At 48.3% G+C, this 24,014-nt stretch carries 19 protein-coding genes and 1 pseudogene; 8 read left to right on the forward strand and 12 right to left on the reverse strand.

Going from position 1 to position 24,014, the window contains the following annotated elements; genetic code table 11:
- Positions 1 to 45: 45 nt before the first annotated feature.
- The 3 genes from recX to pncC all read right to left on the reverse strand — a co-directional run bounded on the left by recX (position 46) and on the right by pncC (position 2,346).
- On the reverse strand, positions 46 to 561 hold the full coding sequence (gene recX / locus SAQUA_RS18990; protein ID WP_380678345.1) for a recombination regulator RecX: 516 nt from the start codon (positions 559 to 561) through the stop codon (positions 46 to 48).
- 60 nt (positions 562 to 621) lie between these two features.
- The gene (recA, locus tag SAQUA_RS18995) at positions 622 to 1,686 is read right to left on the reverse strand and encodes a recombinase RecA (RefSeq protein ID WP_380678347.1); all 1,065 of its coding nucleotides are present in this window, start codon (positions 1,684 to 1,686) and stop codon (positions 622 to 624) included.
- A gap of 171 nt (positions 1,687 to 1,857) precedes the next feature.
- Positions 1,858 to 2,346, reverse strand: coding sequence for a nicotinamide-nucleotide amidase (pncC, locus tag SAQUA_RS19000; RefSeq protein WP_380678349.1), 489 nt, complete (start codon positions 2,344 to 2,346; stop codon positions 1,858 to 1,860).
- Between the two features lie 236 nt (positions 2,347 to 2,582).
- On the opposite strand from pncC, the gene SAQUA_RS19005 reads away from it, so the two are divergent.
- A complete protein-coding gene (locus SAQUA_RS19005; protein WP_380678351.1) occupies positions 2,583 to 3,968 on the forward strand; it encodes an MFS transporter in 1,386 nt (461 codons plus the stop codon).
- 13 nt (positions 3,969 to 3,981) lie between these two features.
- Here the strand turns inward: SAQUA_RS19005 and mltB are convergent, their stop codons facing one another.
- Positions 3,982 to 5,058, reverse strand: coding sequence for a lytic murein transglycosylase B (mltB, locus tag SAQUA_RS19010; protein ID WP_380678353.1), 1,077 nt, complete (start codon positions 5,056 to 5,058; stop codon positions 3,982 to 3,984).
- 257 nt (positions 5,059 to 5,315) lie between these two features.
- Between mltB and SAQUA_RS19015 the strand changes: the two genes are divergently transcribed.
- Positions 5,316 to 6,053, forward strand: a complete 738-nt coding sequence (locus tag SAQUA_RS19015; protein WP_380678355.1) for a carbonic anhydrase — start codon at positions 5,316 to 5,318, stop codon at positions 6,051 to 6,053.
- A gap of 106 nt (positions 6,054 to 6,159) precedes the next feature.
- Here the strand turns inward: SAQUA_RS19015 and SAQUA_RS19020 are convergent, their stop codons facing one another.
- Positions 6,160 to 7,503 (reverse strand): sigma 54-interacting transcriptional regulator, encoded by a 1,344-nt coding sequence (locus SAQUA_RS19020; RefSeq protein ID WP_380678357.1) that lies wholly within the window; start codon positions 7,501 to 7,503, stop codon positions 6,160 to 6,162.
- Positions 7,490 to 9,280, reverse strand: a complete 1,791-nt coding sequence (locus SAQUA_RS19025; protein ID WP_380678359.1) for an ATP-binding protein — start codon at positions 9,278 to 9,280, stop codon at positions 7,490 to 7,492. The genes SAQUA_RS19020 and SAQUA_RS19025 overlap by 14 nt, the downstream gene beginning before the upstream one ends.
- Positions 9,281 to 9,665: 385 nt before the next feature.
- On the opposite strand from SAQUA_RS19025, the gene SAQUA_RS19030 reads away from it, so the two are divergent.
- The 3 genes from SAQUA_RS19030 to SAQUA_RS19040 all read left to right on the forward strand — a co-directional run bounded on the left by SAQUA_RS19030 (position 9,666) and on the right by SAQUA_RS19040 (position 12,520).
- Positions 9,666 to 10,115 (forward strand): periplasmic heavy metal sensor, encoded by a 450-nt coding sequence (locus tag SAQUA_RS19030; RefSeq protein ID WP_380678361.1) that lies wholly within the window; start codon positions 9,666 to 9,668, stop codon positions 10,113 to 10,115.
- A gap of 323 nt (positions 10,116 to 10,438) precedes the next feature.
- Positions 10,439 to 10,906: a glycine zipper 2TM domain-containing protein gene (locus SAQUA_RS19035; RefSeq protein ID WP_380678363.1), complete on the forward strand. Its 468-nt coding sequence runs from the start codon at positions 10,439 to 10,441 to the stop codon at positions 10,904 to 10,906.
- A 156-nt stretch (positions 10,907 to 11,062) separates the two neighbouring features.
- On the forward strand, positions 11,063 to 12,520 hold the full coding sequence (locus tag SAQUA_RS19040) for an alpha/beta hydrolase (RefSeq protein WP_380678365.1): 1,458 nt from the start codon (positions 11,063 to 11,065) through the stop codon (positions 12,518 to 12,520).
- 277 nt (positions 12,521 to 12,797) lie between these two features.
- Here the strand turns inward: SAQUA_RS19040 and SAQUA_RS19045 are convergent, their stop codons facing one another.
- From SAQUA_RS19045 to SAQUA_RS19070, 6 genes are all read right to left on the reverse strand, one after another.
- Positions 12,798 to 13,370 carry a helix-turn-helix transcriptional regulator gene (locus tag SAQUA_RS19045; protein ID WP_380678367.1) on the reverse strand — a complete coding sequence of 191 codons (573 nt, stop codon included), beginning with the start codon at positions 13,368 to 13,370 and terminating at the stop codon, positions 12,798 to 12,800.
- Between the two features lie 195 nt (positions 13,371 to 13,565).
- On the reverse strand, positions 13,566 to 14,738 hold the full coding sequence (locus SAQUA_RS19050; protein ID WP_380678369.1) for a fimbrial protein: 1,173 nt from the start codon (positions 14,736 to 14,738) through the stop codon (positions 13,566 to 13,568).
- A 96-nt stretch (positions 14,739 to 14,834) separates the two neighbouring features.
- Positions 14,835 to 17,501, reverse strand: a complete 2,667-nt coding sequence (locus SAQUA_RS19055; RefSeq protein ID WP_380678371.1) for a fimbria/pilus outer membrane usher protein — start codon at positions 17,499 to 17,501, stop codon at positions 14,835 to 14,837.
- A 75-nt stretch (positions 17,502 to 17,576) separates the two neighbouring features.
- Entirely contained in the window at positions 17,577 to 18,248 is a 672-nt protein-coding gene (locus SAQUA_RS19060) for a fimbria/pilus periplasmic chaperone (protein WP_380678570.1), read from the reverse strand.
- Between the two features lie 86 nt (positions 18,249 to 18,334).
- Entirely contained in the window at positions 18,335 to 18,880 is a 546-nt protein-coding gene (locus SAQUA_RS19065) for a fimbrial protein (RefSeq protein ID WP_380678373.1), read from the reverse strand.
- A 120-nt stretch (positions 18,881 to 19,000) separates the two neighbouring features.
- Positions 19,001 to 19,381: a transcriptional regulator gene (locus SAQUA_RS19070; protein WP_380678375.1), complete on the reverse strand. Its 381-nt coding sequence runs from the start codon at positions 19,379 to 19,381 to the stop codon at positions 19,001 to 19,003.
- Positions 19,382 to 20,422: 1,041 nt separating this feature from the next.
- On the opposite strand from SAQUA_RS19070, the gene SAQUA_RS19075 reads away from it, so the two are divergent.
- The 3 genes and pseudogenes from SAQUA_RS19075 to SAQUA_RS19085 all read left to right on the forward strand — a co-directional run bounded on the left by SAQUA_RS19075 (position 20,423) and on the right by SAQUA_RS19085 (position 23,669).
- Positions 20,423 to 21,526: a hypothetical protein gene (locus tag SAQUA_RS19075; protein ID WP_380678377.1), complete on the forward strand. Its 1,104-nt coding sequence runs from the start codon at positions 20,423 to 20,425 to the stop codon at positions 21,524 to 21,526.
- Positions 21,527 to 21,870: 344 nt separating this feature from the next.
- Positions 21,871 to 22,260: an SHOCT domain-containing protein gene (locus tag SAQUA_RS19080; protein WP_380678379.1), complete on the forward strand. Its 390-nt coding sequence runs from the start codon at positions 21,871 to 21,873 to the stop codon at positions 22,258 to 22,260.
- Between the two features lie 336 nt (positions 22,261 to 22,596).
- Positions 22,597 to 23,669 (forward strand): annotated as a pseudogene (locus SAQUA_RS19085) (IS3 family transposase).
- Positions 23,670 to 24,014 lie beyond the last annotated feature (345 nt).

Below are 24,014 nucleotides of genomic sequence, written 5' to 3' on the forward strand. Positions count from 1 at the left end.
GATAAGATAAATTTTCTTAGGAGGGAAGTAAAACCCCGTGTGCATTCATTGTGCAAAATCGCGATAAATTGAGTGAATTTCTTCCATATAAAAGCCGCGATAGAGTAGATAGCGCTGCAATTTGGCTTTCTCTTTCCATTCCTGAGGAAGCGGCTCGCCGAATTTATGGCATGCAACCCGCATGGCCTGTTCGCACCAATCGATGCCACATTCTGCCAGGGCGGCCTGCACGATTTCTTTTTCGACGCCCTTTTGTAGCAACTCGGAACGGATGCGCTGCGCACCGTGGCCTTTGCGGCTGCGGCTTGCAATAAAGCTAACGGCAAAGCGCTGGTCATCCAGCCAGTTATGCTGGTAACAGTAGGCTATAACCTGTTCAATAATTGCAGGGTCAACGGGTTTTTCAGGGGATTCTGCGGTAGGGTTCGCAACAAACGGCTGCGCCGCAAGTTTGCGGCGCAGTTCTTCTTCACTATGATCACGCTGTGACAATAAGCGCATAGCGCGGCTTATCAACGCATTCTTTTTATTGCCAGAAGGCAGAGGAATGGCTTCATGCATAGATTAAAACCTGATGAACAGCATACGCACCACATGGATGCGTATGCTTACCGGCAAAGATTAGAACTCTTCGCTGGTTTCTGCTTCGTTGTTATCTAAATCTTCAACACCAGCAGCAACCGGCGCACCATTGCTGTGCAACAGCAGATCACGCAGTCTCTTATCCAACTCAGCGGCAATTACCGGGTTTTCTTTCAGGAAGTTACAGGCATTTGACTTGCCTTGACCGATCTTCTCACCGTTATAGCTGTACCATGCACCAGCTTTCTCAATCATTTTGTGCTTCACGCCCAGATCGACCAATTCGCCACGGCTGTTAATGCCTTCACCGTAGAGGATTTGGAATTCAGCCTGCTTGAATGGTGCTGCAATTTTGTTTTTCACCACTTTCACACGGGTTTCACTGCCGATCACCTCGTCGCCTTCTTTGATCGCGCCGATACGGCGGATATCCAGACGCACAGAAGCATAGAACTTCAGGGCATTACCACCGGTAGTGGTTTCTGGGTTACCGAACATCACACCAATCTTCATACGGATCTGGTTGATGAAGATCAGCAAGGTGTTTGCATTCTTCAGGTTACCGGCCAGTTTACGCATGGCCTGGCTCATCATACGTGCCGCGAGGCCCATATGTGAGTCGCCGATTTCACCTTCGATTTCCGCCTTGGGAGTCAAAGCCGCAACGGAGTCAACGATGATCACATCGACAGCCCCTGAGCGGGTCAAGGCATCACAGATCTCCAACGCCTGCTCACCGGTATCTGGCTGAGAACACAGCAGGTTGTCGATATCGACACCCAGCTTCTTGGCATAGATTGGATCCAGCGCGTGTTCGGCATCGATAAACGCACAGGTTTTACCTTCACGCTGAGCCGAGGCAATAACCTGCAGGGTCAACGTGGTTTTACCGGAGGATTCTGGGCCATAGATCTCGACGATACGCCCCATTGGCAGGCCACCTGCACCCAGTGCAATATCGAGCGATAACGAACCGGTGGAGATCGTTTCTACGTCCATGGAGCGGTCTTCACCCAGACGCATGATGGAGCCTTTGCCGAACTGTTTCTCAATCTGGCCCAGTGCCGCAGCTAACGCCTTTTGCTTGTTCTCATCAATAGCCATTTTTGCTCCTTCGTTTCGCAATGCCGGTGTAACCCCACACTGCTGCTGAATGTATGCTATTCCCGTCTCGCTTCGTGTTGCAGTAGTACTGGCTGCATCTTGAAGTAACTTGGGGATAGGCAGGAAATGCCACTAATTATACTGTATGGTCATACAGTATCAAGACTAATTTTATAAAAATTCGTCCAGTGCCGTTTGCAGTGCAAAAATCGTTGCCTGCGAGCGCACCGCATCGCGATCGCCAGCAAAGCACATTTTGTGTGCCAGAACCCTACCTGAGCGTGCTGCAAAACCAAACCAGACGGTCCCCACCGGTTTTTCTTCACTACCGCCATCAGGGCCAGCGATACCACTGACCGAAATAGCCAGATCTGCGTTGGCCGCCTTAAGCGCCCCTACTGCCATCTCGCGCACCACATTTTCACTGACGGCACCGTGAGCCGCCAGGGTTGCTTCAGCCACCCCCAGCAATTGATGCTTTGCAGTGTTACTGTAAGTCACAAAACCACGATCAAAGTAGGCGGAGCTACCAGCAACATCGGTAATAGCCTTGGCTATCCCCCCTCCAGTACAAGACTCTGCACAGGTGATCCACTGCCGGTTAGTCTTCAATTTCTGCCCTACGGAAATACTGAGTTCACGCAGCATGTTCTCACTCATCGCCTCTCCTTTTTAATCAAGGTATATGCACCCGATAGTAGCATTTATCAACTGCCACCGGGTGGACTCGAGTGGAAATGCGCAATGCTTCGCATGGGATGCTGTTTCAAGCCAAGGTATGAACTGCTAGTATCGAAGCCAATGCGCAGATTTGCGCTGCCGGTTGATGTTGTAGCACTGCACAGCAACCTATGCAGTTATCTATACCTCAGCGTCAAAAAGCACAGGAATGCAGAGTGAAAAAAACGTTAGGCGTATTCTTTCCGCTATATACCACTACCTTACTGATGCTACTGGGCTCAGGGCTGCTAACCACCTATGTTTCCCTGCGTTTGACAGCTATCAACGTCAGCGGAGCCTTGATCGGAGCCATTATCGCCGCCAACTATATCGGCCTGGTGATCGGCGGCAAAGTGGGGCATTTTCTGATTGCTCGCGTTGGGCACATTCGCGCTTATGTCTCCTGTGCCGGTATTATTACCGCTGCCGTGCTTGGGCATGGGTTGACGGAGTATATCCCGGTATGGGTAGTGCTACGGCTGATTATCGGCGTGTGTATGATGTGTCAATATATGGTGCTGGAAAGTTGGCTTAACGATCAGTCGGAATCTAATCAACGCGGAATGGTTTTCGGCTTTTACATGGCGGCGTCTTATCTTGGTATGTCATTAGGGCAGATTGCATTAATGGTGCAAACCGAGCTCGGCATCGCAACACTCCTGCTGATCGCCTTGTGTTTTGCCCTTTGCCTGGTGCCGATCGCATTAACCACCCGCACCAATGCCCGCCACATGTCACCCGCCCCTATGGAGTTGCGTTATTTTGTTAGTACCATTCCCAAAATATTGGGTACCACACTGCTGATTGGAATGATTGTCGGTTCGTTTTATGGACTGGCCCCGGTTTATACCAGCCAGCAATCGCTGACAACGCAACAGACTGGTCTGTTTATGGCTATCACCATCTTTGCCGGGCTGGTGGCACAATTTCCGCTGAGTTGGCTATCAGACCATTACAACCGAACGTTATTGATGCGAGTTAACGCGATATTGCTGACGATCGCGGCCTTACCGTTGGCGCTGTTGCCACATATTGATTTCCCGATATTACTGGTCGTAGGCTTTATCGTAAGCATGCTGCAGTTCACGCTTTATCCATTGGCAGTCGCACTGGCTAATGACATGATCGAGCCAGAACGCAGAGTATCATTGGCAGCGTGTCTGTTAATGGCATTTGGCGTGGGGGCAAGTATCGGGCCACTTGCCGTCGGTGCGTTGATCCAACCGCTGGGCGGCAATATCCTGTATGCGTTTTTTGCTCTGTGCGGCGTGTTGATTGTCGCCTGTAGCCGAACAGTCAAAGAAGACAAATCACAATACGCGCAAGATGCTCCCGTACCCCACATTGCCATGCCAGACAGTCTGTCCAGTTCACCGCTTTCACCAGCGTTAAACCCTACTTTTGATGAACAGATCATTCAGGAGACGATGCCAGCACCGGAAACGACAGCGGATCCAGTTGAAGGATCCGCTTTGGCAGAAGTAATTATCGAAGAAACACACCCTCAAGGCGCAGACCCGGAAGGCGATACTGGGCTGAAAAAAGCCTACACCATGTTATAAACCTGCGAAAAACTTACTGACCACGTCGGGCACTGCTAACCGCCTCCCCAAGCTGCCATACCGCCATGGAGTAATGGACACTATGGTTATAACGGGTGATGGTGTAGAAGTTTGGTAACCCAAACCAATATTGGAAGCGGTTACCCATGTCCAAGCGCAACAGGCTGACCTGTTGATTGCCGGCAAGTGGGCGTTGTGGGGTCAAACCTGCCGCAGCCAAATTGGTAACCGAGTAACTGGTTTTAAAACCGGTTTCCAGGCCACTAGCCTGCCCACTGGCCAGGATCGCCACCGGGGCATCCCGCGTCCAGCCATGAGATTTGAAATAGTTAGCCACGCTGCCAATCGCATCCACCGGGTCCCACAGATTGATGTGCCCATCACCATTGAAATCAACCGCATAACTCTTGAACGATGAAGGCATAAACTGGCCATAGCCCATTGCACCGGCATAAGAACCACGCAATGACAGAGGATCGTCCCCCTCCGCGCGCGCCATCAGAAGAAACGTTTCCAACTCCCCACTGAAGTAATCTGCACGTCGTGGGTAGTTAAATGACAACGTCGCTAACGCATCAATGATGCGCGTTTTCCCCATAACCCGTCCCCAGCGGGTTTCTACCCCGATGATGCCAACAATGATTTCCGGTGGTACGCCGTAAACCTGCCAGGCACGTTGCAATGCATCTTCATACTTGTTCCAGAACACGACACCGTTTTGTACGTTGTCAGGAGTCAGGAATTTGCTTCTGTAGCGCAGCCATGCTCCGTTTGGTCGAGTAGATGGTTTACCTCCAGGCGCCTGTTTATCCATCAAGCGAACCACCCAGTCCAACTGCTGAGCCTGCGCCAACACGTCGTGCAGTTGCTGGCGTTCAAAGCCATGCTCCTGCACCATTTTATCGATAAAGCGCGCCGTTGCGGGGTTATTGGCAAAATCCCCTCCCAAAGGGTGAATGGCGTGTTCCGGTTCAAGCTTGAAGCCTGTCTGCACCAGGCTTTCTTGTGGAGCCTGTACGTTGGGTTCAGGTTTACTGCTGCAAGCAGCTAAAAAAGGGATCAGGGGTAAAAAAGTGACCAGATGGCGCATCAGATATCCATATAAGCCAAGCAAAGTGAGTTACCGCTATGTTAAGGCATTGTCTGGCCGGAACAAACAGGAATATGCATCTGTGATTCGCTCTGGATTGACCAGAAAATAATCCAGCAAAACAGAAGGGGTCATATACACTTAAATTGCCAACACCAGGGTTAACCAAAATTATAGATTTGTTCTTTACCCAGCCATATCGGCGCAACCTCTGAAGCACATTCAGCCTCATCAAGCAGTATTCAAGGAGTAACGTTATGAGTAAGCTTCCCTCCCAGGAACCACCACGCCGTGCCTTGTTGAAAAGAACCGCCGCTCTCTCTGTACTTGCAGTAACAGGTATTGCCGGTTTCACTGCACCAACAGTCTCCTATGCTGCGGCGATGACCAAAGAAGAACGCGATAGCATGACGCCAAGCGAGATCATAGAAAGCTTTAAACAAGGCAATATGCGGTTTCGCGAAGGAAAAATGCAGCAACATGACTATGTAGCTCAGAAACAAGCCAGTCAGTATGGGCAATTTCCAGCTGCCGTGATTTTAAGTTGTATTGACTCACGCGCTCCGGCGGAGATCCTGTTTGACGTGGGCATTGGCGAAACTTTTAACTGCCGTGTTGCAGGTAATATCCAAAATGATGACATTCTAGGCAGCATGGAATTTGCCTGCGCCGTAGCGGGAGCCAAGGTGGTATTGGTTATGGGGCACACCGCATGTGGTGCGGTGAAAGGGGCGATTGATAATGCTGAGTTGGGTAACCTGACCGGGCTACTCAACAAGATCAAACCGGCTATCGACAAGACCGATTATAAAGGTGAGCGCACAGGCAGTAACTATGATTTCGTTGATGCCGTTGCTAAAACCAACGTTGAAATGACGATAGAAGATATTCGTAAAAACAGCCCGGTTCTGAAAAAACTGGAAGAAGAAGGGAAAATCAAAATTGTCGGCAGCATGTACCAATTGGCCGGCGGCAAAGTGGAGTTTCTTGGTTAAGAGCCACGATCCCCCTCCCCAACTTACAACCGCATTGCTTGAAGGCGTGGGCTCAATACAGAGTCCACTGCCTGAGCGGCCACAGCTTTGGCGAAAAAACCGCAGACTACTTCTGTAACTTTGCCAGCAGCGTTTTCCGGGTAATACCCAACTGTTTCGCCGCCTCGGTTTTATTGCCGGCCGTTTTTTCCAGCGCGGCCAAGATAGCTTTTTTCTCGACCACCTCTAAGGGTTGAATCGACAGCCCCTGCAAATCAACCTGCGGTTCGTCCGTAGAGTGGCTGATACTCAGCGGTAGCTCTTTCTCACTGATAAAGTCCCCTGTCAGTAAGATCACCCCGCGTTCAACGCTATTCTCCAGTTCCCGAACGTTACCAGGCCAGGAGTATTTCAACAGCATATCCATAGCCTGTGGCGTGAATCCCTTGATCGACTTACGGTTACGCTCGGCAAACTTCGCCATAAAGTGCATCGCCAGCAAAGGGATGTCTTCACAACGCTCCCGCAAAGGTGGGCTGACCACCGTGACTACGTTCAAGCGATAATAGAGATCCTGACGGAACCTTCCTGCTTCTACCTCAGCCAGCAAATCCCTATTGGTGGCTGCAATCAGTCGCACATCAACGCGTAAAACCTGGTTGCTGCCAACCCGTTGGATTTCACGTTCCTGAATGGCACGCAGCAATTTTGCCTGCATCAAGAGGGAGATCTCACCAATTTCATCAAGAAACAGCGTACCCTTATTGGCTTCCATAAAGAGCCCTTCACGGCGCTTGTCTGCTCCGGTGAAAGCCCCCTTTTCATGACCAAACAGTTCTGACTCTAACAGTGATTCACTCAACGCTGCACAGTTGATACTGACCAACGGCCGCGCTTTCCGCAGGCTATGGGCATGAACCGCCTTGGCAATCAGCTCTTTACCTGTTCCTGATTCACCACAGATCAACACCGTCGCTTCTGAAGGGGCGATCATGGCGATCATCTCCATCAACCGACGCATCGGCTCGCTGCGGCCAATCATATTTTGGCTGTCAAAAATCAGACGCTGCTTCAACACATGGTTCTCGGTTTTCAACGAGGTATGCTCCAGCGCCCGCTCAAGGGTAATGCGCAGCATGTCGAAATCGAGTGGTTTGGTCAGATAGTCATAGGCACCAGATTTGATCGCCGCCACCGCAGACTCAACGTTCGAGTATGCGGTCATGATCAGGATCGGGATAGCCGGGTTATAGGATTTGATTGCCTTTAACGCTTCTATACCGTCCATTTCCGCCATCCGCACGTCAGTCAGGATCAGGTCAAACGGCTTGAGCTTAACCTGTTCCAACGCCTCTAAACCGTTATGTGCCACACTCACCCGATACCCCCACCCCGTCATCAGCGCCTTAAGGATGGTACAGTGGGCGAGATCGTCTTCAACCACCAGAATCTCTGCGTCAGGCTTCATCATGCGCGGTGTGCTCCTGTTCGTTATGCTGCAAGGGGATCACCATCTCAAAGCGCGTTCCCGACGCTGGACCGCTGGTAACGGCAATTGTGCCTTGGTGCTCCTCGATAACTTTTTGAACCATAGTTAGCCCCAGTCCGGTTCCCGCCGCTTTGGTTGTAAAGTAAGGATTAAAGATTTTTGTCAAATCCTCGGGCTTGATACCTTTTCCAGAGTCCGTGACAGTGATGCGCAGTTCCTGTTCTTTTGTCAGTTCAGCAACAATCTCAAGCCAGCCGTCAGAGTCAATTGCCTGAATGGCGTTGAGATAAAGATTCAACAAAACCTGCGTGAAACGGTCGGGATCAAGCTCCACCACAGGCAGTGCGCTATCACAGTGGTACCGAAGGGCGATATTTTTACGTTCCGCATCTTGGCGGATGAGATGCAGCGAGTGTTCAATCACTTCATTGACATCGACCCATTGCAGACGCAGATCTGCCGGACGAACCAGCGCCAGTAATTCGGTGATAACGCGATTAAGGCGGTCAACCTCTTTCGCCATCACTTTGGCAAGCTCCTGCTCTTCACTGCCCTGCGGCGAACGGCCTTCAAAATACTTGGCAAAGCCTTTAATCGAGGAGAGAGGATTGCGGATCTCATGAGCAACCCCGGCCGCCAAATCGCCTATTGCCGCCAGTTTCTCTTTGCGACGAACTTCATCCTGCAATTGACGCACTTCACGCATGTCGCGGAAGATAAATACGTTGCCCAGAAAATGGCCGCTATGGTTAAGAATATTGGCTACGCTGATGCTTAGCGGAATTGTCCGCCCGTTGGCTAGCCCATACTCTATCTCTTGTTCGATAATCGGTTGTTCACTGCAATTTTTATCAACCAGCCGTTCCCACTCTGCAGGTAATACCCGATGACTGTTGTGACCAATCAGGCTGTCGGCCCGGCAGTTGAGCATCGTTTCCGCGGCATGATTCACTACGCTGATTTGACGCTGGGCATTGGTAGTGATCAAACCAATCGGCAAGTTATTGATAATTTCCGTTGAGAAGGCTTTCGAATCCTGCAACTGCTGGCTCGAGCGTTGATAGCGCCGAGCCCAAAAGAGCGCCATCAGGCAGGCCAGCGCCAGCAGTAACAGAATAGACAGCAGGATGGAGGTATTGCGGATATCTTTAGCTTGGGCTGCATCGAGCGCCACGGTATCAAAGGCCGCAAAAATAATGGCTTGCGGTTCATCCTGCACGACATCCGCAGCCTCCTCTGCCCGATGCATTTTCATCATATGGGCACCGTGGCCGTTACCGCGTTTTTGCGACTTGAAGAAGCGATAGGTTTCAAAGGCCTGTTGCCGGTTATCTTGCCGATCAAGGAAAGAGGTCATATGCCACTGCTCTTTTCCCGTCACATTCAACGCCTCTATCTCTTGCTGGCTATAGAGCTGGCTGCCGACGCGCAGCGGATCGGTATGTGCCAGGATCCGGCCTGAACGGTCAGTAATGGCGATATACAGAACCCCGGGTTGATAAGCCATTTCTTCCAGTAACGCCTGGCGTTGATCCTCACGCCAGCGCATCCCCATGCCGGTTCGAGCACTCGATTCAAAAGAGAGGATCAGCACGGCGCTTTTTTCACGCAGAGTCTGTAACTCGACCTCTCGGCCTCGCTGTAAATCCTTAATCGCCAGCGTGATGATAATACCTAACAACATGGCCACCGAGCCGAGAACGATCCAAACAGGCAAACCTGAAGATTGACTTGATTTTTGTGTTAATTGCGTTGCCATAGGTATCCTCTGCAACCTGACACTTGGCGACAGGTGGGTAATTATTACTCACACTATCCACTATGCCGAGTAAAAATGACTCATTTATTGCAAGGTTATCAGCAGGAAAAATACCATTTCTGCCTGACCAATTATTTTTTCTTGCAGTGAAATTATCTGCGTCCAGCACGTAAACGCCTTTCCTCAAGCCTTGTGCCGTCAGAACGGATTAACGTTCTCGATCGTAGGGTCATACAAATTCCATGCCAGCCCGATCATGGCACACCGCTTGCAATGATTTGATTGAACCACTTGGTAACCGCAACGCTGTATTCCCAAGAAACGAGAGCGCTCTGGCGCTCACTCGAGGTTTACAGACTGATATTAAACAAAAAGGAAATTAACCATGATGCTTAATAAAAACGCCTTCGCTGTACTTATCTCCACTGTCGTGCTGATCGGTCTAGGTAACGTCGCCATGGCAAAAAATGGTAATAACGGGCAAGGCATGCCTGGCTCGCAGGGCATGGGTTATCATCAAGGCTACATGTCTGCACTGACACCAGAGCAACAGGCCATCAGCCAGAAAGCATTTAGCGAATTCCAACTCAAAACGGCCGATTTGCGCCAACAAATGATGTCCAAACAGTATGAGTACCAGGCGTTGTTAACCAGCAAGCCCGTCGACGAACAAAAAGTACTGGCCGTCAGCAAAGAAATTACCACCCTACGTGACAACCTATACCAACAGCGCGTTGCGCTGGATACCGATCTCGCCAAAGCAGGTGTTCCAGCAATGGGCCACAGAATGGGAATGGGCGGCGCAGGTATGCACGGCGGGCGTGGCTGCCGTTAACTCGCCAGCCTACACGTTACCGTTCCCTGCTGCGTTTATACCCTGAGTACCTGACGTGATAACCCAGCGTCGGCTTATCGTGCGGGACACAAGGATGTGTCCCATCATCTCACCATTGTCGCCCAGCCCCCCATTAATCAATCACCTGCATAAAACAGATTAATTACTTGATTTATAATCATAAAATTGATTTTCCAATGTTTACACAGCCCTCTCAGCATAATTTTTTTCAGGACTACCTGAATAAAATCAGGTTCCTGCCATACTTCAAACTATGAGACAGACCTGTCTCTTCCCAACACTCAACTTGCTTGGAGTTATTTATGACTAAAACAATCGTTGTCATAACTATTGCCACCGCCCTTCTCAGTGGCTGTGCCGCGAATCAAACCTCCTCCGGTGATACCTTCACGGCGGCGCAAGCCAGACAGGTGCAAACCGTGACTTATGGCACGCTGGTATCGGTTCGTCCGGTAACAATCCAGGGCGGTGATGGCACTAATGCAGCCGGGGCAATCGGTGGGGCTGTGGTTGGGGGATTCCTGGGTAATACCGTTGGTGGTGGCCGTGGGCGTAACCTGGCAACCGCAACGGGTGTAGTTGGCGGTGCAGTAGCTGGCCAGAGCATTCAAAGCTCAATGAACCGTAGTTCTGGCGTGGAACTTGAAGTTCGGCGCGATGACGGAACTAACATCATTGTCGTCCAGGCTCAGGGTTCCTCCCAGTTCCATCCGGGGCAACGCGTGGCTATTGCAACAAGTGGGAGCACCGTTACGGTATCTCCGCGGTAAGGTCACGGTACGATTTTTCAGGTTGTCCGGCGGTTTGGATCAAAGCGTCAACATGGCCCCTCTCTGCTGATATGTAGCGCACAGAGAGTCAGCCTTTCGGGATAATTGCGAGTTTTCCGGCTCTTCAAATTACAATAAGAAACGGAGTTAAAATATATGCTTCTCAAATGGATAAAGCGTATTGCACTGTTGATGGTTGTTTTATTCATCGGTGCATTGGGTGCGCGCATTTATGACACTCAGCGTGGGCCATCGCTCCAGCTTTGGCACACCTTTGTTCCCCATGAAATGCGCGCTGAGGCAATCGATAAGGCCAACTGGTCTGACTATCTGAAAGCCGAAGATGCCATTTTCAAAGAGATCAAACTGAATGTCACTGATAAGCTAGACAGCACTGCCCAGACGCCGTTAAACCGTTATTATTCTGGTAGCCCGATATACCCGGAAAAATTCCCCACCGACTGGAACCGTTCCTACATCATGATGCCGCAGGGCAAACCGAAGGGCGCAGTGGTTTTGTTGCATGGCTTGACGGATACCCCTTATAGCCTGCGCCATATTGCTGACAATTATCGTCAATACGGTTATGTAGCGGTGGGTATTCGTCTGCCAGCACACGGTACCGTGCCCGGTGCATTGACCGACGTTGACTGGCAGGATTGGCTGGCTGCGACTCGCTTGGCAGTACGTCAGGCAAAAAGTCTGGCGGGTAATGATGTGCCGTTGCATATCGTTGGTTTTTCCAACGGTGGGGCATTGGCAATGAAATATACTCTGGATGCACTGGATGATCCCAAGCTGGCAAAACCACAGCGGGTGGTGCTGATCTCGCCGATGATTGGTGTCACAAGTTTCGCCCGCTTTGCTGGCGTCGCTGGCTGGCCGGCTATCTTCCCGGCATTTGCCAAAGCCGCATGGTTGGGTATTGTGCCGGAGTTCAATCCCTTCAAATACAATTCGTTCCCGGTTAATGCGGCCCGTCAGTCATTCCAACTCACTCAGCAATTGCAAAAACAGATCGCCACCGATTCACGCAACAACAAACTGGCAGAGCTACCCCCGATCCTGACGTTCCAATCCGTGATGGACTCGACCGTCAGTACCCGCGCGGTGATTACTGCGTTGTATAACCAACTTCCAGCCAATGGCAGTGAAGTGGTGCTGTTCGATTTGAACCAGGCGGTGAGTTTCGGGCCATTGCTCAGAACCGCTTCCTATACCGCGCTGCCAAGGCTGCTGCCGCCGCCGCCGCGTAACTACAAGGCCACGATTGTCACCAATGTGACACCTGAAACTACTGACACACTGGCACGTACTACGGCAGCAGGGCAAACCGCAGAAACGACAGAAATGCTTGGCATTACCTACTTACCGGATATCTTCTCGCTGTCTCACGTTGCGCTGCCATTCCCACTGAGTGATTCTTTGTATGGACGCTATCCGGAACCGCGGAATCAGTATGGCATCAGCCTGGGCACCTTCGCTGCTCGTGGTGAACGCTCCGTGCTGGTCGTGGGGCTGGATTCGCTCATGCGCCTCTCTTCCAACCCGTTCTTCCCTTATATGCTTAAACGCATTGATGACAACATCGGCCCTGCGCCGCAACAGCAATAGGTATCTCAAGATGGCCAGTGTGCTAAATACACTGGCCACTTTGCTCTTTTAGCTTGTTTAGCCAAGTTGTTAAGCGCGCAGGGTGTAATGTAGATACTTCAAGTGGTATCCAACTGACAAGCTCGTAAAATCGATTGTCATAGTTAACTGTATGACTCAGGCAAGCTACCAATGTGCTTAACTGATTTGAAAGCTACGGGCAGCGGTTCTGCCCTCCATGCATATTGAAGGGCAAAAGGGTTGTAGGAAATAAAGACGGAAAACATCGCTGCTGTAATCAGAAAATACCTGTTCTGAACGATTTATCCCTCACCGGCCATACTTCAAAAAAATTACGCCCGCCTAATTTATGCAGTGCATTCCTTCTGTGCGCATACACCGTCTTTTTTGAAATACTCAGAGAATGGCCAATGGATTGTGCATCCATCCCACTGATAGTATGGAGCAATATTGTCTTTTCTCTTTTGGTCAATCTATCTCGCATCAAATTAGGTATCATTACCTCGTTGTCCTGGTTATTAGCGATCTCACGTGAAATACTTTCGAAACTCGCGTAGGTATCCAATACAACGTGTTTTTTTAAAGCAAGGTTAAAGTTCCCCCGCCCCTTAACTGGAATAAATATTATTTTCCCTGGAAACAGCGCGGTAGAAACAATAAATAAAAATTCATCAATGTGATTTGATGCATGAAGGATTAATATATCATCTTTATTAAACTCACTTATCGAAGTGTTTTTTAATTCATAGGGCATCAGTTTTCTAACGACATCTCTTTTACCACTTAACCTCTCTTTAATCCCAACAAAGAAATAATTATTTTCAGTTATTACATTTATTGTTAAAGGCATATCTACCGTTCCTTTTTAACTTACAGCAGTCATCCATGTTTTTCACCATATATACTCTAAATAATTCGAGTTGCATGACGAGTATAGAGCACTATTTTAAGCGCTAAAGATCAATAACCGTGACATCATAAAAGCATTGTTTTCAACACACAGAAAACCCCTAGCGATTAAGCCCTGGGGTATATCCTGTTATTATCAATAGTAATTAATCAAAAACGTAATTTTGCCATTCGCTTTTCCAGGTGTAGGAGAAGCCGAAGTTTGAATATATCGGGCAGCCAAAGGAATACGGATCGTCGCACGCCCATCTTTCGGCAACGTTAGCGTTTTTTCAGTCGAGAGATTAAAAAGCGTCGGTGATTGACCGCTATCTCCCCATCCGATCTGGATCCCAACGCCCGAAGCGGCACCAGAAACTAACGGATCAATCTTCATTATGCCATTGGCGGCATCTATCACCCCGCTGTTCGGGCTTAATTTCACACCAATACTGTTATTGGTTGAGTTGGCAACTAGTCCGGTGCCGGTATTGTAATCGTACATCACCGTTCTGTTATCAGCGTTATAAAAACCATAGAAGGTCGGGCAGTTGGTCATCGTGATTGAAGCGTCGACCCAGGGAGTGGTAGCACCTTGACCAGTAAAGTATTGCGACATCTCGAAACTCCCAAGATTAACACTGACATCTGGTGTAGCACAGGTCTGAGCCGATACCGTCAATTGCCCCTGAAATTGAACCCGAGTAACAGTGATAGGTAATCCGAGTGTCCCCGGATGATTCAACGGATTAACTATAGTCAAACCGGCTCGCGGAAGTTTCGACGCATCCAGAATATGATTCCCTAGCGCAATATTGCCGATTTTAATTAGCGAGACATAGATAACTCTATTCACCAAGTAAGGCTTAAGATGTCCACCCGTTATCTGGAACTGAACATCGTTGGGAAACTGATAGTTCGGTTGGCCAACCTTGGCCGCATCACCATTATTGCTGCGGGAGATGGCAATACCTATACCTGGAATACCGGTCTCATACACCGCGCCACCGAAAGGACTACCTGACCAACTGGAAAGCGGCATAGGTGCCTGTTCGACACTCCAGGCAACGTTGAACCAGATAGAGTCGGGATCAACCGTTGATGCACAATCCATCACAGCGATGCCGGTTGTACCACTAATCCAAACTCCTTGATAAATTACCGTTCCGACAGGAATATCTGCCCCTGCTGAGATCGCGGCAGGGGTTAGTGGAACGGTATCAATACGGGAGGAACCATCTACTGGGGAACAGATTACATACGCCAAAGCGCTGTTGCCGACTGCCAGGAACAAAAACAGTCCGATTGTACTCAGTATTATTCTCTTCATTCTTTCACCTCTGGCGCAGCATTATTTACCACACTGACTGTATTTTTATATCTTCGACATGACGAAAATTATTTGGCTTCACCAACTGAATAGTTATCATGACTCATTGTTAACCGCCGATATTGAGTCATTTTTCGTCAGTTTCGACTTATCGGAAATTGCCGAGGCTGGTGCTGCCGTACAAGGGGAATTAAATTGCTGTATCTGAGTTAATTTCTGCCCTTTGGCCATAGGTATCAATACATAACTAACGGTGCATTGTATTTCTCCGCCTTCGCCCCATTTCACTTTTAACTGGCCCTTGTCTTCTAACACGCGCGCATACAGTTGCCCCCCCTGGCCCACAGCCCCCACACCGTTACCTTTGCCGTCAAAAATGTCGGCTCCGAACGGTACCGGTTCACCCAGATAAGTTGCGTTAATCAGGATCGGTGTACCTTTCTTGGCGCTGTACTTCAACTTAACCACCGCACCAGAATACGGCGCCACCTTCTGGCTGGTATTATCCAACTCCACGCTGGCTGCAGTTCCTTTCGGGTCGATGTTGACTTCATTCATCTGGTACGGCCTTAGGTAAGGCACTACTGCATACCCCCACGGATCGATACGCACCCCTGGATAGGATGACACGCTGGCCCCTTCGGCACCCTTGGCCTCGATCAGTGCGAAGGTATCCGAGGTATAAGGCGTAAAGCTCACTCCACCGCCATGCACAATCACCGTACCGTTCATGCCTGCGGACGCGCTCTGGTAGCCCTTACCGTTACTGTAACTGGCACTCAATGCTGTCGCCTGACTGCGATAATTACCACTCACCGACCCGCTAGTACCGATCCCCTGATTGGAATTCATCGCCGTCACGCCATAGCTAAATTGGCTATCTGCACCGGTGGTGCCGGACACAGTGGCCTGCTGACCATAGCGGCCACTGCTGTCATGGGTCAAATCCATACGTAGCTGCGGTATATGAACCTCGTCACTCCGCCCCAGCGGTAGGCTGAAGCTCAGTAAATAGTTGGTCTGTGCAGTACCTTGACTTGAGAAGCTACGGTTGATACTGATACCGTAAGACAGGCTCTTGTACCGGCTGTTGTAGCCCATCTGGAATTGTTTCTCGGTTCCGTCCCTATTCCAGTAGTTCTGCAATGAGCCACTGAGATACAGCTGCCCCCAGTTTTCCGGCAAGCCCTGCCCAGCAGTCAGCGTCAGGCGATTCTTGGCTCGCCAGATCAAGTCAGGTGAAAAGCCCTGTTCTACGGCTTCACGCGTTTGCATCGCCGTCATGAAATCCATGTAGCCGTCTGTCGAGAAGCGATACGCCGCCAATGACAGGTTGCTGTTAGTTTCACTAATCAGCTTGCTGTAACTCACCTGATAGCTTTGCCCACTCATGCTGTTGTCTGAGCGATGTTCGCCCTGTGCATCAGTGCTATTACCCAGGTGGATCCGCGCCTGCGTGACATCAAAGGCCAGTGCACCGATTCGGGTTCCAACTGCAGCCCCCAGTTGCAGCGCGTAATAGTTTTGGCTGACCTGCAGACCACCATAGCCAGTAATAGCGTTAGTCAGGCCAAGCTGATAAGTTGCCTGATATAATGCGGGTTTAGTGCGCAGGTTATCGCTACGTATTTCACCAGCGGTCACTGCGTAACGCGATGCACCGGGACGCAGCAATTGAGCCACAGAAGCATATGGCACACTAAAAGTCTGCTCGGTACCATCGGATTCGCGTATCGTCACATCCAGATCGCCACCGTAGCCGGTTGGGTAGAGGTCGTTGATCAGGAATTGCCCAGGCGTCACTGTGGTTTCATATAGCACCTGACCACCTTGGCGCACGGTGACCCTGGCTGTGGTACGGGCAATACCGCGGATCTCTGGCGCGTAACCACGCAAGGACTCAGGCAGCATCCGTTCATCTGTGGCCAGTTGAATGCCTGTAAACGGTAGCGTATCGAACAGTTGTCCAAGGGTGTTTGACTGCCCCACCAATACGCGCGCCTTGATCAGCGGAATATCGCGCTGCAGGTAAGTATTAATGCTGCTGTATTGGCTCGACCCGTTATCCATATGGGTATAAGAGCCGTTGTGCCTTAAATACCAGGCACCAACGTTCAGCCCGGCGTTCACCCCGGCAAACACCGAATTGAAGGTATCACCATGTGTCTCACTGGTGTAACCATTGACGTTATAGCCCAGCAATAATGCCGGTACGCCACTATCCCACAACTCCGTGCTGACGGAACCGCGTGCGGCATTCAACATGTAAATTTGCGGTACCACGATATCCAGACGCTGTTCATTACTGTCGTAGTTAACCTGCGCCTCTGGCAATTTGCGTTGTAAATCCAGGCAGGTATCACCACCGGTTTGCGATCTTAAAAAATCTGCCGGTAACTTGTCGTAATTGAAGGCAATGTTTTTAATCACATCACGGGTCAGGCAGGGATAGACCGACTTGTCTGCCCGCTCCTTTAATTCAATATCTGCATTACTGATCGGCTGAGCGTTAACATAGAGTGCTGTTCTATATACGCCGGGAAGTGCCGAAGCCCCATTGGCAAAACGGCTGAGGTCAACAGACTTTTCATCGTCAATATTCAGAAAAGAAGCATCAAATTCCAGATTTTTTGCGATCTCTTGCGGTTTGTTAATATTGATGGCCGTCTCAGCATTTACGCCGCAAACAAAGAAAGTTGGTAAAATAGCCATCGCCAAAGGCGATAGTCGCCCGTGGAAACCATGTTGCAAAGATTTTGACATTAAGAATCCCTTCAAGAAATAATTTCCTGAATAATGGCTAATATTTTAGCTAACGACGCTTTCGCTAATGGCAGTTTACTTCACGACAGCGTCGAAGGTATTAACCGCACCGTAGTCATTAACAAAACTCCCGACAATTTTATTCCCTGAATTACCCATTAAATCCAACGTCATTGTGCTGCGTGGCGCTACCATGGCGTAACCAAGTTTTTTACCGTTCATCGACAGATTCACCAGGGATACATAATATGGCGTAGGATTTGTTGCCTGCACCTTACTAGCCTGAATCTTCCAGGTCAGCGCCTTCACTGCATCATTAGCATTGCCTTCAAGACCTGCCGGGCGATAAAAAAGCTTGATGCGTGAACGGAAAGCGACCTGAAGAAGATTCTGGTCGCTTTTCACTTGGGCTTTAGCCGGAACTTCCAGCACATTAAGCCAGAACACCGATTCCTTATCTCTCGGCAGAGCCCCCCCTGTATAGCTGATACGTAGGGTTTGTCCCTTGTTGGATTCGACACGATTCATTGGTGGAGTCAGCACAAACGGCACCTTTATCGCCGAGGGTTTGGCTTTGCTGTCACCGTTATCGATCCAGCTTTGCAGCAATACAGGGGATGGTCCACCATTGCTGATTTTCACGCTGACTTCTTTAGCATCAGATGGATAAATCACTCGCGTACCGCTGATTACTACGCTGGCCAAAGCGTTGGCACTGAACAATGTAACTACCGCAATGGTACCCATCAGGCGCGTAGTGTGAGAGAACAACTTCATCATAAACTCCAGACAAACTCAGAGATTGGGAGGGGAAATCCCCCTCCCGCAGTCTATTACTGGTATTGGATAGAATAAACTACGTTGCTGCGAACGGTACCAGCCAGAGTTGCATCCTCTGCATAATACTCAACAGCGTATGGGAGGTTGGCGCTACCGCTGGTGATGTCCTTATAAGTAGTACCAAGTATTTGACTCTGGCTACCCGCTTTGATCACTGTTTCATTTGCGCTGGATTCATCACGCAACTGCAGGCTCACGTTTTCTGCAGTTCCGTTCATGTTTTTCAGACGGCCGGTAACCAGATCAACAGAAGTGCCAGCTTCAAAGAATGCCGAAGCCGTTTCCAGGGCACCGGAACAGTTACTCAGTGCCATATTGAAACCAGTACGACCAGCGGTCTGGGCAGGACCAGCCAATTGGTTGATACTGACAGTTGGCAGAACCACTTTGGCATCGGCAGTCTGACCATCCACAATAACGTCACAGGTGGTTGCTGTCAGTTCACCCTCAAAAGTGATCGTTCCTGTTGAAGCCGCTTGAGCCATACCAATTGAACCAAAAGCTGCTACCAGGGATGCAACGATTGCTAACTTTTTCATATCTATTCCTACTTACCTTGAGTTGTTAAACCATTCTAATATCCATTAAAATGGCGTGGTTGATACCCATAGAATATGGATACATTTACTTCGCTATATTTCTTTTTTACAGAATGCATTTTATCTTATAAATAATGACAGGATTATTTGATTATCCAGCGAATAACCAACGCCATGTACATTCGTTATAAAATCATCAGGAAGACCAATAGAAGACAGCTTTCTTCTTATTTCATTTATGGCATGCCATAAACGTTGGTTAGACGAAGATAAATTAATATCCTCCCAAACGTATTTCATTATGTCATTTTTGTAGATAACAGCATCCTTGCCATTGAGTAGAAGATAGACTAACAACCGAGTTTGGATCTCATTCAAAGAAATAGCTTTGAACGATACAGTATGCTCATCCGGCCCATCTGAATAACGAAAAAGCCTTCGGTTAGCGATGTCTAATTGAATGTTATCGTCAATCAAAAAGCCATAAAGTCTACTTTCCATATATATCTCAGACTATTATTTCGCTTTTAAAACAAAAATAAAAATCCTCTCTTTAAGTGGGTCATTATAGAATCTATTTTTATCATTTCAACCTCACCACAATGGTAACATTGCCATCCTTGATGACCTCGTAGTGGATTTAAATTTTGAAAAAACAATTTTATATAGAATAAAAACACATAAAAACCAATCTTTACTGGAATTTTTAACACCCAATTACTTGAAATTTTTTTAGTAGTCATAAATATCAAAGATTTTTAATTTTAGACATTAACCACTAAATACAAAAATTTACTCATTAAATTCATATAGTTGCAATAAATTGATTTGTTAGGAATTTTCTGTAGGAAATAAAAGAAAAAAGTTTGGTTATTCAAATTTCACTGCTAGTTAATGATCACATCACTTTACATAAACGCCACTCATCAATTCCTAATTAAATACAAACCATCAGTTAAGATTTTTCTTGATTAATGAGAGAATACTTTAACAAAATCCATTGTTCTTTAGGGAGGGATTGCAAAGGGTAGATTGATACCACACACCGATTTGGTGGTGGGCATGCTGTGCAAAATCAGTTCTAACTGTTCTGCATAACGATTGCTATGGCCTTATCTAGTTCAATATCGTTTCGGCGTATCCAAACAAAGTCACCAACAGTTCATTATCAATATGATAATTTTTTTCGTATCTGGGGATACGGTTCAAATAAAAACGAGCAAGCAAAATACTGGTCTGGAGAGCTTAAATTTTTATCCTGCCATGTAGTCAGACACCATAATGCAGTGGAATAATATTTTTTATAGAAAGAAATGCAAAGAATTAAAAACCACTATAACGGTATGGTTTAGTAAAGCTCCCCTATCCAGTGCTCACATAACTTGATTGAAAATCGATCACCAGACTGAAGAACCATCAATAGTTTAAAGATAGTCTACACTTGAGACTGAAGCACACCGTTTGTGTAGGGTTTAGCCAATGAGTCTTGGCCGCTTCAATTACCCGAACTAAAACCAAAACTGCCAGTTCGCGAGGTGTTACATGCTACATGTTGATATCCCAAGCCGTGAAGAGTATTCCTATCTAGCCGATGTTCGTTCTGATGCATGCGTCTCCATTTACCTGCAAACCTCTCCTCTGCACCAGCAGCTTGCGGCCAGCAAAATTCAGTTTGGCAACTTTATCAAGGAGGCTCTGCAGCAAGTCACGGACAGAGGTCTGGACAAGCGCCGTATAGTTCTGTTGGAGGAAGAGCTCTATTCAGTATTAGAAGACGAGTCATTTTGGGATTTACATGCGCACAGTCTGGCGGTTTTGGTCACCCCAGACAGTATTCGCACTTATCGGCTAGCAAACCAACTGCCCAATCGGCTCGATGTTGGCGACCGCTTCTATCTTAAGCCCCTATTGCGTGCATTAACTTTCCCTCACTCGGCCTACATTCTCGCGCTATCAGAGAATCAGACGCGATTGATCGAATTTTTTGCTGATGCACCGGCAGAGGAAGTCACCGTCCCCGATATGCCAGCACGAATGAGAGACGCAATGGGGGATGCAGCTTTAAATGATCATCACCATGGCGCAGTACACCATAAAGTTCGCCTGGCGCAGTACACGCGAAAAATTGATCAGGCACTGCGCCCGGTATTTGCGAGACATGACTATCCATTGATTCTTGTCAGTACTGAACCTTTAGCTTCCATCTACCGCTCAACGAACTCCCTATCCAACCTGACAGAGGAAACGTTATTCAGTAATGCCGAACATCTTGGAGCCTCAGAATTGGTCACGCTCGTGCGGCCATTGATGGATAACTACTATCAGGCACAGTTGAAGGCGCTGAAATCGCGCTTTGAAACGCGTGCTGGCGAACGTCGAGTCACGCAAGATTTTTCTGATGCGGCAAGAGCGGCTACGTTCGGTGCGATTGATTTATTACTGATCAACCTCGACAGTACCCTCAACGGTACTATTGATGAGAATGGATCGATCACCTTCAGTGGCAACGAGGATGAAGCACAATACGGTTTGATTGATGAGATAGCCAAACGAGCAATTGCTACTGGCGCAAGAGTATTGGCCGTGCGCAGTGAGGACCTGCCTTCTGGGGCCGATCTGAACGCCATATTGCGCTACCCGCTGTAGAGATCACCTGCATTGGCCCGTCGGTAGTATTACGGGCCAATATTATCAGGTCTCATTCTGCAATTACGGCGACGATACTCTCTCCAAATGAGATGAGTATTGTCGCCGTATAAATCAGGAGAGTGAATCTACCGGGTGCCTAGTTGCACTGCATTTGGAATGCGTTAAGGAATATGGCGATATGTCGTCTTATTCTCAATCTAGGGAAAAAACTTCATAGCAATGACCTGCAAGTATTACCTCGAGTGGAAAAAATGGAATGTTGACATATACTTAAATCGTTTACCGCATCTTCTCAAACAAAAATTGCCTTGTTCATTTTTTCTTGACCATTAGGAGTTCCAATGACCAACCATTTACTGACCCTATGGGATATATTGGCGACGACATTCTCTATTTTTTTCTTTGTTGCTTATCTGTTTATTTTATTCCAAGTCGTCTCCGACCTTTTCCGCGATCATGAACTAAGCGGTATCTCTAAGGCTATCTGGATTATCTTCTTACTGTTTATCCCACTGCTGACTTCACTCGTCTATCTTATTACTCGCGGTAAAGGCATGGCGGAACGTCATCGTGCGCAGGTACAAAAATCTGTATCTGCAACTAACCAGTACATCCGCGAAGTTGCCGGTAAGTCTCCAGCCGAACAGATTGCTGACGCCAAGAAACTGTGGGATGAAGGTGTGATTACCGAAAGTGAATACTTGCAGCTCAAAGCTAAAGCATTAGCATGAATTTTCCGTTAAGAATAGCGCTTTGGTCATTGCTGTTTAATGGCATCAGTTGTGTGTGAGATTAAAAAAAAAGGACACCGTGAAAAACGGTGTCCTTTTACACTACAGTTTAAAAGAGGTTGACTCCAGCCTGATATCATAGGTATCAGCTGTTACAAACGAATCACTTGCCAGCACAACCTGCCCGGCAATCCTAGGTTTCCAAGCCGTAAACCAGCGCGTACCGATAATTCGTTGCTTACTAGGAAAATCAATCTTCAGTATGAAGTGGAATACTAAATTTGGCCACCTGAATAGAGGTGATATCATCACCTCATAGTCAAAACAGGTGACACAATGACCAGAAGTAACAGACGTAATTTCAGCCCTGAGTTCAGACTTGAGGCCGCTCAGTTAGTCCTCGATCAGCATTACACCGTTGCCGCCTGAGCAACTTCGTATTCGTGAATTAGAAAAACGATTGCAACGTGTTGAAATGGAAAACGATATATTAAAAAAGGCTACCGCGCTCTTGATGTCAGACTCCCTGAACAATTCTAGTTAGTTGAGAAACTCAGGGCGTGGTTTCCTGTTGCCTTTATTTGCAATGTGTTCGGGATCCATCGCAGTAGCTATCGATACTGGCTAAGCCGGTCGCAGAAACTCGATGCAAAACGCATCATTATACTGAGCCTGGTGCGTGAAGTTCATCATGCCAGCAATGGCTCTGCGGGTGCCCGGAGCATTGCCGATATGGTCAGCGCAAAAGGTGTTCCCTTAAGCCGCTGGCGGGCCAGTAAGATAATGAAAGAGCTGAATATTGTCAGTTGCCAGCAGCCTGAGCATCGCTACAAAACAGCCGCAAAAGAGCATCTAGATATCCCTATCATCTGACTCGCCAGTTTGCAGTAACGGAGCCTAATCAGTCCTGGTGCGGCGACGTGACCTACATCTGGACGGGCAAACGCTGGGCTTATATGGCGGTTGTTCTGGATTTATTTTCCCGCAAGCCAATAGGTTGGGCGATGTCGTTTTCTCCGGACTCAGCTCTGACAGGAAAAGCATTAACGATGGCCTGGGAAGCTCGTGGAAAACCGACTGACGTTATGTATCATTCTGACCAGGGAAGTCACTATACCAGTAGGAAATTCAGACGTTTACTGTGGCGGTATCGGATAAAACAAAGCATGAGTCGGCGTGGAAATTGCTGGGACAATAGCCCAATGGAGCGTTTTTTCCGCAGTCTGAAGTCAGAATGGGTACCAAATTGTGGATACGCTAATTTTAGCGAAGCAAATAGATCCATAACGAATTACATCATAGGCTATTACAGCCAGCTCAGACCCCACCAATATAATGGTGGATTAACACCTAATGAATCAGAGCGATTGTATTGGGAAAACTCTAAAGCCGTGGCCAATTTTTGTTGACCACTTAATAGGCTCTTGATTGCGATTGTTGTCTGAATTCATTGCCTGGCGAATTCTCTTTAGCGCTCAATTCTGCGTAAACATGCGCATTTCCAACTTTCGCTTTTATTGTAGGGCTTGGCTTTCCTTCCTCATCCAAGCTAGGCTGTTTCCCTTGACGGTAAGTGGGTGCCGCTGGTGGCAAATAAAGTGACGTGGCCTAGGCTGGATAACAGGTTTTTTTCGTCACACAGGCCTTCCACTCGGATCCGGCAGACGCTTTACTGCAGCTCTCGAAAACAATGTATGTGGGTTTGTCAGTATTTGATACCATTGTTCAACCAATTGATTATCATTATTTTAATG

It is taken from the genome of Serratia aquatilis (assembly GCF_044865145.1).
Lineage (GTDB): Bacteria > Pseudomonadota > Gammaproteobacteria > Enterobacterales > Enterobacteriaceae > Chania > Chania aquatilis.

What these genes read in the sequence shown, in the direction of transcription:
- recX (WP_380678345.1), bottom strand. Translation starts at nt 561, where the DNA reads ATGCATGAAGCCATTCCTCTGCCTTCTGGCAATAAAAAGAATGCGTTG.
- mltB (WP_380678353.1), bottom strand. Translation starts at nt 5,058, where the DNA reads ATGCGCCATCTGGTCACTTTTTTACCCCTGATCCCTTTTTTAGCTGCT.
- SAQUA_RS19035 (WP_380678363.1), top strand. Translation starts at nt 10,439, where the DNA reads ATGACTAAAACAATCGTTGTCATAACTATTGCCACCGCCCTTCTCAGT.
- SAQUA_RS19040 (WP_380678365.1), top strand. Translation starts at nt 11,063, where the DNA reads ATGCTTCTCAAATGGATAAAGCGTATTGCACTGTTGATGGTTGTTTTA.
- SAQUA_RS19025 (WP_380678359.1), bottom strand. Translation starts at nt 9,280, where the DNA reads ATGGCAACGCAATTAACACAAAAATCAAGTCAATCTTCAGGTTTGCCT.
- SAQUA_RS19020 (WP_380678357.1), bottom strand. Translation starts at nt 7,503, where the DNA reads ATGATGAAGCCTGACGCAGAGATTCTGGTGGTTGAAGACGATCTCGCC.
- recA (WP_380678347.1), bottom strand. Translation starts at nt 1,686, where the DNA reads ATGGCTATTGATGAGAACAAGCAAAAGGCGTTAGCTGCGGCACTGGGC.
- pncC (WP_380678349.1), bottom strand. Translation starts at nt 2,346, where the DNA reads ATGAGTGAGAACATGCTGCGTGAACTCAGTATTTCCGTAGGGCAGAAA.
- SAQUA_RS19015 (WP_380678355.1), top strand. Translation starts at nt 5,316, where the DNA reads ATGAGTAAGCTTCCCTCCCAGGAACCACCACGCCGTGCCTTGTTGAAA.
- SAQUA_RS19030 (WP_380678361.1), top strand. Translation starts at nt 9,666, where the DNA reads ATGATGCTTAATAAAAACGCCTTCGCTGTACTTATCTCCACTGTCGTG.
- SAQUA_RS19045 (WP_380678367.1), bottom strand. Translation starts at nt 13,370, where the DNA reads ATGCCTTTAACAATAAATGTAATAACTGAAAATAATTATTTCTTTGTT.
- SAQUA_RS19060 (WP_380678570.1), bottom strand. Translation starts at nt 18,248, where the DNA reads ATGGGTACCATTGCGGTAGTTACATTGTTCAGTGCCAACGCTTTGGCC.
- SAQUA_RS19050 (WP_380678369.1), bottom strand. Translation starts at nt 14,738, where the DNA reads ATGAAGAGAATAATACTGAGTACAATCGGACTGTTTTTGTTCCTGGCA.
- SAQUA_RS19075 (WP_380678377.1), top strand. Translation starts at nt 20,423, where the DNA reads ATGCTACATGTTGATATCCCAAGCCGTGAAGAGTATTCCTATCTAGCC.
- SAQUA_RS19070 (WP_380678375.1), bottom strand. Translation starts at nt 19,381, where the DNA reads ATGGAAAGTAGACTTTATGGCTTTTTGATTGACGATAACATTCAATTA.
- SAQUA_RS19055 (WP_380678371.1), bottom strand. Translation starts at nt 17,501, where the DNA reads ATGTCAAAATCTTTGCAACATGGTTTCCACGGGCGACTATCGCCTTTG.
- SAQUA_RS19065 (WP_380678373.1), bottom strand. Translation starts at nt 18,880, where the DNA reads ATGAAAAAGTTAGCAATCGTTGCATCCCTGGTAGCAGCTTTTGGTTCA.
- SAQUA_RS19080 (WP_380678379.1), top strand. Translation starts at nt 21,871, where the DNA reads ATGACCAACCATTTACTGACCCTATGGGATATATTGGCGACGACATTC.